General features: G+C 73.2%; 5 protein-coding genes. 2 read left to right on the forward strand and 3 right to left on the reverse strand.

What is annotated here, in order from left to right:
* Window positions 1–99 precede the first annotated feature (99 nt).
* Together LO931_RS17140 and LO931_RS17145 are read left to right on the forward strand one after the other, a co-directional pair.
* Window positions 100–9,216 carry a type I polyketide synthase gene (locus LO931_RS17140; protein WP_229055074.1) on the forward strand — a complete coding sequence of 3,039 codons (9,117 nt, stop codon included), beginning with the start codon at window positions 100–102 and terminating at the stop codon, window positions 9,214–9,216.
* Complete coding sequence (locus LO931_RS17145; RefSeq protein ID WP_229055075.1) at window positions 9,213–9,623, forward strand: holo-ACP synthase; 411 nt, start codon at window positions 9,213–9,215, stop codon at window positions 9,621–9,623. Before LO931_RS17140 ends, LO931_RS17145 begins: the two co-directional genes overlap by 4 nt.
* A gap of 148 nt (window positions 9,624–9,771) precedes the next feature.
* On the opposite strand, the gene LO931_RS17150 is transcribed toward LO931_RS17145, so the two are convergent.
* Genes LO931_RS17150 through LO931_RS17160 form a run of 3 tightly spaced genes read right to left on the reverse strand, consistent with a single transcriptional unit; the run spans window position 9,772 to window position 12,169 of the window.
* Window positions 9,772–10,386, reverse strand: a complete 615-nt coding sequence (locus tag LO931_RS17150) for a TetR family transcriptional regulator (protein ID WP_229055076.1) — start codon at window positions 10,384–10,386, stop codon at window positions 9,772–9,774.
* A 3-nt stretch (window positions 10,387–10,389) separates the two neighbouring features.
* The gene (locus LO931_RS17155; protein WP_229055077.1) at window positions 10,390–11,409 is read right to left on the reverse strand and encodes a phosphotransferase family protein; all 1,020 of its coding nucleotides are present in this window, start codon (window positions 11,407–11,409) and stop codon (window positions 10,390–10,392) included.
* A 4-nt stretch (window positions 11,410–11,413) separates the two neighbouring features.
* Window positions 11,414–12,169, reverse strand: a complete 756-nt coding sequence (locus tag LO931_RS17160; RefSeq protein WP_229055078.1) for an SDR family oxidoreductase — start codon at window positions 12,167–12,169, stop codon at window positions 11,414–11,416.
* Window positions 12,170–12,303 lie beyond the last annotated feature (134 nt).

Here is a 12,303-nt window from a genome sequence, read left to right on the forward strand (position 1 = left end):
ACGTGACGAGAAACATGAGGAAACCCTCACGAAAAACTTGAGGATAGCCTCATGTTTTGGGAGGATGCAGGGACACCGCACCGTTTGAGGGGTTTCTCTGTGACGACGTTCGACACGCCTGCCCATCCCGTCCACGCCCGCACGCCGCTGACCGCACCCGCGGGCGCAGCGTCCGTGCGAGCACTGATCGACGACCTGCGCGACGAGGGATCGCGCTTCGGCGTCGTCCTGGGCGGACAGGGAGCCGCCTGGCTGCCGACCCTCGCCTCGCTGGTCCGTGACCACGGAGCGGGTGCCGAGCTCGCCGAGCTGGTCGCCCGTGTGGAGGCCCGCCTCGAGCCCGTGGCGGCCGAGCTGGCCCGCGTCGACGCCCGGTTCACGCCGCTGGCCTGGGCCGACGCCCTGGCCGCGGGCGAGTCGGTCGACGCCGGGGACGCCCCGGCGCACCCGAGCGACGCCGAGCTCGCGGTGCCTGCGCTCTCGGTGCCCGGCATCCTCCTGACGCAGGTCGCCGCGATCCGCGCGATGCGCGCCTGGGGCATCGACACCGACCGGGCCACCGCTGCCGCAGGTCACTCCCAGGGCGCTCTCGCCGTCGAGGTCCTGCGGGGTCGTGACGAGGCCGACGTCCTCGTGCTCGCCCGTCTGGCCGGCATCGCGACGCAGGTCGTCGCCCGACGTCGCGGTCTGACCGGTTCGGCCGACGCCCCGGTGATGGTCTCGGTGGGCGACGTCGTCCCCGGTGCCGTCGACGAGGTCCTCGCGTCGCTGCCCGGCAACCGTGCCGTCAGCGGTCTGCGCAACGGCCGTCGCGCCGTCGTCGTCACCGGCCCGTCGGCCGACGTGGCCGCCGTGCTGACCGCCTTCGAGCGTCGCGCCGCCTCGGAGCGCGAGGCCAGGGAGAAGAAGCAGACCGGTGGCGCCGCGTTCGCTCCCGTCGTCGAGCCGCTGGGCTCGGCCATCGCGTTCCACCACCCCGACCTCGCCGAGGCGGCCGAGCTGGCCGCCGGCTGGGCCGCGACCCTCGGGCTCGACCCGGACTGGGCCCGCGACCTCACCCGCGTCGCCTTCGTCGACCCGGTCGACTGGGTCGGACAGCTCGACGGCGTGCTCGCCTCGGGCGCCGAGTGGCTGCTCGACCTCGGCCCCGCCGCCCTCGCGGCGACCGTCACGGCCGGTGAGGCCGGCCCCCGCGGTGTCGGGATCGTCTCGGTCACGACGCGTCGTGGTCGCCGCGAGCTGACCGTGCCCGGCGCTGCGCCGGTGCGACCGACCCCGTGGTCGAGCCACCTGCCGACCGTGGTGCACCTGCCCGACGGCACCGTGCGCCTCGAGACCGCCTTCACCCGTCTGACCGGCAAGTCGCCGGTGCTGCTCGCCGGCATGACGCCGACGACGGTCGACGCGAAGATCGTCGCTGCTGCGGCGAACGCCGGCTTCTGGGCCGAGCTCGCCGGCGGCGGCCAGGTCACCGCCGAGATCTTCCACGACCGCATGGCCGAGCTCGACGAGCTGCTCGAGCCGGGTCGCAGCTTCTCGTTCAACTCGCTGCTGCTGGACCCCTACCTCTGGAAGCTCCAGCTGGGTCAGCAGCGTCTGGTGCAGCGGGCCCGCGCGGCCGGCTCGCCGATCGACTCCGTCATCGTGACGGCGGGCGTGCCTGAGCTCGACGAGGCGGTCGCGCTCGTGGCCGACCTGCACGAGGTGGGCATCGAGCACGTCGTGTTCAAGCCCGGCACGGTGCGTCAGATCCGTCAGGTCCTCGAGATCGGCAAGGCGCTGGCCGAGGCCGAGGCGGGCACCTCCGGCACGAGCCTGATCATCCAGATCGAGGGCGGCCAGGCGGGCGGCCACCACTCGTGGGAGGACCTCGACGAGCTCCTCATCGCGACGTACTCCGACCTGCGCTCGACCCCCGGCGTGGTGGTCTGCGTCGGCGGCGGCATCGGCACCCCCGAGGCCGCGTCGTCCTACCTGACCGGTGAGTGGGCCCGTCGTCACGACCTGCCGCTCATGCCGGTCGACGGCGTCCTCGTCGGCACCGCCGGCATGGCCGCCGCCGAGGCGACGACGTCGCCCCAGGTCAAGCAGCTCCTCGTCGACACGCCCGGCACGGCCGCGTGGATCGGCGCCGGCAAGGCCGTCCGCGGCATGTCGTCGGGCCGCAGCCAGCTCGGTGCCGACATCCACGAGATCGACAACACGGCGTCCCGCACGGGTCGCCTGCTCGACGAGGTCGCCGGCGACGCCGACGCCGTGGCGGCGCGCCACGACGAGATCGTCGTGGCCCTCGACGCGACCGCCAAGCCGTACTTCGGCGACGTCGCCCACATGGCCTACGGCGCGATGCTCGAGCGCTTCGCCGCGCTGACCACGGTGCCTGACTCGGACGGGTCGGCCACATGGATCGACGTCTCGTTCCGCGACCGCTTCCACGAGCTCGCGCAGCGGGCCGAGGCGCGTCTCGTGTCGGCCGACCACGGTCCCGTGCCGACGCTGTTCCCCGAGCCGGTCGACGTGACCGACCCGGCACAGGCGCTCGCGACTCTGCGGGCCGAGCACACGACGCTCGACGAGGTCGTGCTCCACCCGGCCGACACGAGCTTCTTCCTCGACGTGTGCCGGCGCCCCGGCAAGCCGGTGACGTTCGTCCCGGTCATCGACGCCGACGTCCGCCGCTGGTGGCGCTCCGACTCGCTGTGGCAGGCCCACGACGCGCGCTACGGCGCCGACGCGGTCTGCGTGATCCCGGGACCCGTCGCGGTCCGCGGCATCACCCGGGTCGACGAGCCCGTCGCCGAGCTCCTGCAGCGCTTCGAGGACGAGACGATCGACGGGCTGCTCGCGGCCGGCCGCTCCACGTGCCGCGTCTCGGGGCGCCGTCGCGACGAGCGCGCCCCGGGCGTGCTCGGGCTGGTGCTGGCCGCCCACGACGTGCTGTGGGCCGGACGCACGGTCGTCAATCCCGTCCACCGGCTGGGTGCCGACGGCTGGTCCGTCACGAGCGACACCCGCGCCGACCATGCTCCGACCGGCGCCACCCTTCTGGCGCACGCCGACCGGGCGGTCCTGACCGTCCCGGTGGGCAACGGTCGTGCCGTGGAGCTGCCGCTCGACGTCCCGGCGAGCACCACCCTCGGTGCCGCGCCGGTCGTCGAGGTCGCGGCCGCTGCTGCGGCGATGACCGACCTGCTGCGCGGTGCGGCAGGCGGTTCCTTCCCACGGCCGGGCGGGGACTCCCTCGTTCACGCCTGGTCGTGGGACCTCGTCGCCGACCACGCCGGCGTCACCACGCCCGGCACCGGGTCGAGCGACGACCTGGCGGAAGGCTTCGTGCCGGACGTCCTGGTCGGACTCGCCTGGCCGACCGTCTTCGCCGAGCTCGCCGCCGCCACGACCGCGACGGGCCTGCCCGTCGTCGAGGGCGCGCTCGACCTGGTGCACCTCGACCACGAGATCGCGGTGCTCGAGGTGCCCGCCGAGGGTGACGAGCTCTCCATCGCCGCCTCCGTCGCGAGCGTCGAGGACACCGAGGTGGGCCGGGTCGTCACGATCGACGTCCAGGTGCGCACCGGCACGACCGAGGTCGCCCGCCTGCGCGAGCGCCTCGCCATCCGGGGCCGCTCCGGCGCCGGTTCCCTGACCGACCCGCAGCGTGGTGGTGGCCTCGTCGAGGATCCCCGCGACACACCCCGCCGCTCGCGCTCGAAGGTCGCCGTCGCCGCTCCGGTCGACATGCGGGCCTTCGCCGCGGTCTCGGGCGACCACAACCCGATCCACACGAGCGACGCCGCGGCGCTGCTCGCCGGACTCGGGTCGCCGATCGTGCACGGGATGTGGGTCTCGGCCCTCGCCCAGCGCGCCGTCGGTCGTCCCGTCGAGGGCTGGACCGCTCGCTTCCTCGCACCGGTCCGCCTGGGCGCAGCGCTCGACGTCCGCGTCGACCGCGTGGCGCTCGACCGTGGCTCGGAGGTCGTGGAGGTCACGGTCCGCGCCGACGGCGAGCTCGCGATGGCCGCCACGGCGCGCGTCGTCGCCCCCCGCACCGCGTACGTCTTCCCCGGACAGGGCATCCAGCACGCCGGCATGGGCATGGACGGGTACCAGCGCTCCGCCGCCGCGCGCGACGTCTGGGACCGGGCCGACGCCCACACCCGTGAGGTGCTGGGCTTCTCGATCCTGACGGTCGTCCGCGACAACCCGACCCTGCTCGTCGCGAACGGCGTGGCCCATCGCCACCCCGACGGCGTGCTGTTCCTGACCCAGTTCACGCAGGTGGCGATGGCCGTGCTCGGCTCGGCACAGACCGCCGAGCTCCGCGAGGCCGGTGCCTTCGTCGAGGGCGCCGTGCTGGCCGGCCACTCGGTCGGCGAGTACAACGCGCTCGCCGCCGTCTCCGGCGTCATCCCGCTCGAGGCCGTCGTCGAGGTGGTCTTCCAGCGCGGCTCGGTCATGCACACGCTCGTCGAGCGTGACGCCGACGGCCGCAGCGACTACCGCCTCGCTGCGATCCGCCCCTCGCAGATCGGCCTGGACGACTCCACCGTGGGCGCCTACGTCGACGAGCTCGCCGAGCGCACCGGTGAGTTCCTGCAGATCGTGAACCTCAACCTGCGCGACTCCCAGTACGCGCTGGCCGGCAGCGTCCGGGGCCTGAAGGCCCTCGAGGCCGACATCGCCGAGCGCCGCGAGCGCTTCAACGGCAAGGGTGCCTTCATCCTGGTGCCGGGCATCGACGTGCCGTTCCACTCGCGCGTCCTGCACGGTGGCGTGGACGACTTCCGCGCCCGCCTGGACGAGCTGCTCCCGGCCGAGATCGACCCGGACGTGCTGATCGGGCGCTACGTGCCGAACCTCGTGCCGCGTCCGTTCAGCCTCGGCGAGGCGTACGTGACCGAGGTCGCCGAGCTCGTCGACCCCGAGGGTCGGGGCATCGGCGTGCTGCGCACGGTCCTGGCGGACTTCGACACCTGGAGCGCGCGTCCCGGTGCGCTGTGCCGCACCCTGCTGATCGAGCTGCTCGCGTGGCAGTTCGCCAGCCCCGTGCGCTGGATCGAGACGCAGGACCTGATGTTCGCCCCGACCGACGAGGGCGGACTCGGGGTCGAGCGCCTCGTTGAGATCGGCGTGGGCCAGTCGCCCACGATCGCCAACCTCGCCGCCTCCACGCTCAAGCTGCCCGTCGGCGCCCACACGCGTCGCCGGGACACCGTGCAGGTGCTCAACGTCGAGCGCGACGCCGCCGTGGTGCTGGCGAGCGACGAGGAGCCGGTCGTCGACGACGAGCCGGAGGTGACGGACGAGGCCCCCAGCGCCGACGCGGCACCGGCCGCTGCCGCCGCACCCGCCTCGGGCGGCCCGGCCACGCAGACCGCGGCCGACCTGCCGTTCGCGGCCTCGGACGCCACCTCGGTGCTGATCGCCTGGTGGACCAAGCTCCGGCCGGAGCAGATCGGTGCGGCCGACACGATCGAGTCGCTGTGCGACGGCGCGTCCTCGCGTCGCAACCAGCTGCTGCTCGACCTGGGCGGCGAGCTGTCGCTCGGGGCCATCGACGGTGCGGCCGAGGCCGACATCCCGACGCTCGGCTCGCAGGTCAACGGTCTCGCCCGTGGCTACAAGCCGCTCGGACCGGTGCTCTCGGCCGCGATCGGCGACCACCTGAAGAAGGTGCTCGGCCCGACGGGCAAGCGCCCGGCCACGATCAGCGACCGCGTCACGCAGACGTGGGGACTCGGAGCCGGCTGGGCCCAGCACGTGCTGGTGCGCGTCGCGCTCGACACCCGTGAGGGTGCGAGCGTGCGCGGCGGCCAGCTCGGCGAGCTGACGATCGGCTCGGCGGGTGACCTCGACGCCGCGGTCGACGCGGCCGTCGCGGCGGTCGCCGCAGCCCACGGCACCGCTGTGCAGATGCCCTCCGCCGGCGGCGGAGGCGGCGGCACGGTCGACGTCGAGGCGCTCGGCGAGCTGACCGCCCACATCGCGGGTCCGGACGGCGCGCTGGCCTCGGCCGCGCGCATCGTGCTCGACAAGCTCGGCCTGGCCGACGTCGTCGACCACGCGGCGCAGACCGAGGCCGAGGCGGACGACGCCGCGGTGCTCGAGCTGGTCGAGAAGGAGCTCGGACCCGACTGGGCCACGAAGGTCACGCCCGTCTTCGACACGCGTCGCGCGCTGCTGCTCGACGATCGCTGGGCCTCCGCCCGTGAGGACCTCGTCCGGATCGCGCACGGCGAGGACGTGTCGGCGGAGTTCACCGGCACCGGCGAGGTCGTGGCGCGTCAGGCCCGCTTCTGGGCCGCGAACGCCACCGACCCGTCGATCGCGGCGCGGTTCGAGCAGATCGCCGCGGACGCCACCGCCACCGGATCCGGCCCCTGGTCGGACGAGGTCGCGGTCGTGACCGGTGCGAGCCCGGGGTCGATCGCCTCGGCGGTCGTCGGTGAGCTGCTCGCCGGTGGCGCCACGGTCGTCGCCACGACGTCGTCGCTCAACCCCTCGCGCCTGGCTGCCTTCCGCGAGCTGTACCGCTCGCGGGCCCGCGGCGGTGCGGCCCTGTGGGTCGTCCCGGCCAACATGGCCTCCTTCACCGACGTCGACGCGCTCGCGTCGTGGGTCGTCACGGAGCAGTCGGACACCTCCGGCCCCGTGGCCACGGTCGTCAAGCCTGCCCTGACGCCGACGCTGCTCCTGCCGTTCGCGGCGGGTCCGGTGCGCGGTGACCTGGCGGACGCCGGCCCGTCGAACGAGATCGACATGCGCATCCTCGTGTGGTCGGTCGAGCGGCTCGTCGGCGCCTTCGCGCTCGAGGGTCGTGCGCACGACATCGCCTCACGCCTGCACGTGGTGCTGCCGGGGTCCCCGAACCGGGGCACCTTCGGCGGCGACGGGGCGTACGGCGAGGCGAAGGCCGCGCTCGACGCGATCGTCGCGAAGTGGCGTGTCGAGAAGCGCTGGTCGCAGCGGGTCACGCTCGTCCACGCGCTGATCGGCTGGGTCCGTGGCACGGGCCTGATGGGTGGCAACGATCCCCTCGTGGCCGCCGTCGAGGCGAAGGGCATCCGCACCTGGGCCCCTGAGGAGATGGCTGCTGCCCTCCTCGAGGCCTGCACGCCGCGGTCGCGTGACGAGGCCCTGCGGGCCCCGTTGGTGCGCGACCTGACCGGTGGTCTGGCCGGTGCCGACGTCGACCTGCCGGGGCTCGCCGCCTCGCTGGGCCGGCCGTCGGCGGACGCCGCGCCCGAGGTCGCCACGATCTCGGCGCTCGCGCCGTCGCCCAACGCTCCTCGGGACGTGCCGGCCGCGCCGTCGTGGCCCGAGCTGCAGGCCACGCCCGAGGACCTCGTGGTCATCGTCGGCGCGGGTGAGCTCGGCCCGTACGGCTCGTCGCGTACGCGCTTCGAGGCCGAGGTCGAGGACCGGCTGTCCGCGGCCGGTGTCGCCGAGCTCGCCTGGAGCACCGGCCTGATCCGCTGGGAGAAGGGCACCTGGATCGACGTCGAGTCCGACGAGGACGTCGCCGAGGCCGACCTGGTGGAGCGCTACCACGACGTGGTGCGCGAGCGGGTGGGCGTGCGCGAGTACGCCGACGACACGACGATCACCGACCACACGGTGCCGCTGCTCGCCAGCGTCTTCCTCGATGCGGACCTGACCTTCACGGTCGGGTCGCGGGCCGAGGCGGAGGCCATGAAGGCCGGCGACCCTGAGCACACGCGCATCACCCCCGCCGAGGACGGCGACTGGACCGTCACGCGCCTCGCGGGCACCGAGATCCGCGTGCCGCGTCGGATGAAGCTCACCCGCACGGTGGGCGGTCAGATCCCGACCGGGTTCGACCCGACGGTGTGGGGCGTCCCGGCCGAGATGGTCGAGTCCGTCGACCGGGTCGCGCTGTGGAACCTGGTCTGCACCGTCGACGCGTTCCTCTCGAGCGGCTTCAACCCGACCGAGCTGATGCGTTGGGTGCACCCGGCCTTCGTCGCGAACACGCAGGGCACCGGCATGGGCGGCATGACGTCGATGCAGTCGCTCTACATCGACACGCTGCTGGGTGAGGCGAAGGCCAACGACATCCTGCAGGAGGCGCTGCCGAACGTCATCGCCGCGCACGTCGTGCAGTCGTACGTCGGCTCGTACGGGGCGATGGTGCACCCGGTCGCGGCGTGCGCCACGACCGCGGTGTCGGTCGAGGAGGGCGTCGACAAGATCCGCCTCGGCAAGGCCCAGTTCGTCGTGGCCGGCGGCTTCGACGACCTGAGCGCGGAGGGCATCATCGGCTTCGCCGACATGTCGGCCACCGCCGACACCGAGGTCATGCGGGCCAAGGGCCTGGAGGACCGCTACCTGAGCCGGGCCAACGACCGCCGCCGTGGTGGGTTCGTGGAGTCGCAGGGCGGCGGCACGATCCTGCTGGCGCGCGGTGACGTGGCGCTGGCGGCCGGCCTGCCGGTGCTCGGCGTCGTGGCCTACGCGGGCTCCTTCGCCGACGGCGTGCACACCTCGATCCCAGCCCCCGGCATCGGCGCGCTGGCGGCGGGACTGGGTGGCGCGCAGTCGCCGCTCGGTCGCGGTCTGTCGGCCCTCGGCCTGACGCACGACGACGTCGCCCTGGTGTCGAAGCACGACACCTCGACGGCGGCGAACGACCCGAACGAGTCCGACCTGCACGAGCGGATCTCCGCCGCGCTGGGTCGCGACGAGGGTCGTCCGCTCTACGTCGTCTCGCAGAAGACCCTGACGGGTCACGCGAAGGGTGGCGCCGCGGCGTTCCAGCTGATCGGGCTGTGCCAGGTGCTCGAGGCGGGCACGATCCCGCCGAACCGGAGCCTGGACTGCGTCGACGACGTCCTCGCCGAGCACGAGCACCTCGTGTGGCTGCGCAAGCCGCTCGCGACCAGCGGACTGCGCGCGGGGCTCGTGACGAGCCTCGGCTTCGGCCACGTGGCCGGGCTCATCGCGCTGGCCCACCCGGCGGCCTTCCTCGCCACGGTGCCGGCCGACCAGCGGGCGGAGTACCTGACGCGGGCGGAGGCGCGGCGTCTCGCCGGCCGTCGTCGCCTGGTGGAGGTCATGCACGGGGGCGAGCCGGCGTACCAGCGCCCGGCGGACCGTCGCCTGGGTGACTCCGGCGTCAAGACGCGTGAGGCGGCGTTGCTGCTCGATCCGGAGGCGCGCCTCGTCGGCGACGTCTACTCGGGTCCCGGCTGCGCGTGACCGTCCTCGGTGTGGGGGTGGACCTCGTCCACGTGCCCGGCTTCGCGGCTCAGCTCGCGCAGCCGGGCACGCGGTTTGCGGACGCCTTCACGCCGGGGGAGCGGGCCGACGCGGCGGAGCGGGCCGATCCGGACGCGTCGCTCGCGGCTCGCTGGGCGGCGAAGGAGGCGGTCGTGAAGGCCTGGTCGGCGGCGCTCTACGGTTCGCCGCCGGTGATGCCCGAGGGGGTGCACCGCCGGATCGAGGTCGTGGCCGACGCCTGGGGCCGCCCGGCCGTCCGCCTGCTCGGCGACGTCGCGGCCGCGGCCGCCTCGTCCCTCGGCGTCGGATCCGCGGACCTGACGTGGCACCTCAGCCTCTCCCACGACGCCGACTACGCGACCGCCTACGTCACCCTCACCACCTGACCCCTCGCGAGAGACTTTGTTACCGCTGACGAGAGACCTTGTTGGTGGTCACGAGCGACCTTGTTGGTGCACAGGAGCGACGAACCCTCTCCTGTCCACCAACCACCTCACTCGCGAGGGGTAACAAAGTCTCTCGCGAGGGGTACGGTCAGGCCTCGGCGGCGAGGAGGTAGGCGGCGAGGAGGCGCTTGAGCTCGATGACGGCCTCGGCGTGCTCCTGGCCGTCGCGGATCGAGAAGTTCAGCATCGAGTAGGCGACGTGGACGATGACCTCGGCCATGATGCGTCGCCGCTCGCGCGGCGTGCCCGGGGTCAGCGGAGCCAGGGCACCGGCGACGGCCGCAGCGAGGTCACGCTCGGTGACCGCCGCGGTGGCCCGCGTCGCGGGCGTCGACTGCACGGCGTGCCACACGGCCCGGCGCGACGGGTCGGCCGCCCAGAGGGCCGCGATGTGGTCGAGCACCTTGTCGAGGAACCGCAGCCAGTCGAGCGAGGGGATCTGGGCCGCGAACGTCGCCAGCTCCGAGCGCACCGCGACCGCGTCCTGCCGGTCGAGCTCGCACACGATGACGTACTTGTTCGCGAAGAACTGGTAGAGCGTCCCGATGGGCAGCTCGGCCCGGTGCGCGACCTCCTCGCACGTGAACGACTCGAACCCGACCTCCAGCAGGAGCTCGCGCGAGACCGCCAGAAGAAGGTCGAACTTCTTCTGGGAACGCTCCTGCGTCGGGCGCTTGCGTGGCTCGAGGATCTCGACGGTCACGCGTCACACCCTAGTGGCCTCCAGCCCCTCGGCCACGAGAACGGCCACGGCGTCGCCGAGCCCGTCGAAGCCGCCGCCAACCGTCTGGCCCTGGCTGTGGCGGAAGTAGATGCCCTCGAGGATGACCGAGAGCTTGAAGAACGCGAGCCCCACGTGGAAGCCCATCGCGCCGAGATCGCGGCCCGAGACGCTGGCGTAGCGCTCCAGCACCTCCTCGGGCGTCGGGTACCCGGGGGCGAGGGGCGCATCGGTCACGGTGCTCCCGCCGTCCGCCGCCGACATCTTCTGGTACGCCAGCATCAGCGCCACGTCGGTCAGCGGGTCGCCGAGCGTGCTCATCTCCCAGTCGAGCACCGCGGTGATGCGGTCGTCGGTGTCGACGAGGGCGTTGTCGAGTCGGTAGTCGCCGTGCACGATCGTGGCCCCCGAGTGCGTCGGGAGCTGGCGCTCGAGCTGCGCCGCGAGCTCGTCGATGCCGGGGATGTCGCGGCTGCGCGAGGAGTCGAGCTGCTTGCGCCACCGACGCAGCTGTCGCTCCAGGTAGCCGTCAGGACGACCGAAGTCGCCCAGGCCCACCGAGGCGGGATCGACCGCGTGCAGCTCGACGAGGGTGTCGACGAGCCGGTCCGCGATCGCGCGCGTGCGCTCGGGACCGAGCTCGGTGAGCTGCGAGGCACGCGAGTACGGCGTGCCCGGCACGGACGCCATGACGTAGAACGGAGCGCCGGTGACCTCGGGGTCCTCGCAGTGCGCGTGCACCACCGGGACCGGCACGGCGGTGCCTGCGAGCGCCGCCATGACGCGGTACTCGCGCCCCATGTCGTGCGCGGTCGCGAGCACGTGGCCGAGCGGGGGGCGCCGCACGACGACCTCGGTCGTCCCGTCGGAGACCCGGTACGTCAGGTTCGACTTGCCGCCCGTGATGAGCGAGGCCGTGAGCGGCTCGCCCAGGAGGCCGGGGACCTCCCGGGCGAGCCAGGCGCCGACGGCGTCGAGGTCGAGGCCGTCGACTGCGTCCGTCATCGACTCAGTCCTTCGGTCCGCCGGCGACGTAGATGACCTGGCCGGAGACGAAGCCCGCGCCCTCGCTCACGAGGAACGAGACGGTGTGGGCGATGTCCTCCGGCTGGCCGACACGGGCCACGGGGATCTGCTCGGCGTTGAACTTGATGAAGTCGTCGAACGGCACGCCGATGCGCTCCGCGGTGGACGCCGTCATGTCGGTCTGGATGAAGCCGGGGGCCACGGCGTTGGCGGTGACGCCGTACTTGCCGAGCTCGATCGCGAGGGTCTTGGTGTAGCCCTGCAGGCCGGCCTTGGCGGCGGAGTAGTTCGCCTGGCCGCGGTTGCCCTGGGCCGAGGTCGACGACAGGTTGACGATGCGGCCGAACTTGGCCTCCGTCATGTACTTCTGCGCCGCCTTGACGGTGTTGAACGAGCCGCGCAGGTGCACGGCCATGACCAAGTCCCAGTCCTCGACGGTCATCTTGAAGAGCAGGTTGTCGCGGATGATGCCGGCGTTGTTGACGATGACGGTCGGGGCGCCCAGCTCCTCGGCGACCTTCGCGACGGCGGCGTCGACGCTGGCCGGGTCGCTGACGTCGGCCCCGACGGCGAGGGCCGTGCCACCGGCAGCGGTGATGGCGTCGACGACGGGCTGCGTGCGGTCGGCGTCGAGGTCGAGCACGGCCACCTGCAGGCCGTCGGCGGCGAGGCGCTGGGCCGTCGCGGCGCCGATGCCCTGGGCGGCGCCGGTCACGATCGCGGTTCGGGTCTCGGTCACGAGTTCTCCTTGCGGGAAGAGGTCGGGTCTGGCTAAGCGCTTGCTTAGCGACGTCCCCAGCACGGTAGCGCATCGCTTCCGGCAGGGGGAGGGGGCACGTGACGCGCACCACGCGGAAGAAACATGAGGAGATC

It is taken from the genome of Aeromicrobium sp. Leaf350 (assembly GCF_916858655.1).
Taxonomy (GTDB): domain Bacteria; phylum Actinomycetota; class Actinomycetes; order Propionibacteriales; family Nocardioidaceae; genus Aeromicrobium.

Excerpts from the sequence above, each read along its gene's own strand:
- LO931_RS17155 (WP_229055077.1), bottom strand. The coding sequence starts at position 11,409 with ATGACGGACGCAGTCGACGGCCTCGACCTCGACGCCGTCGGCGCCTGG.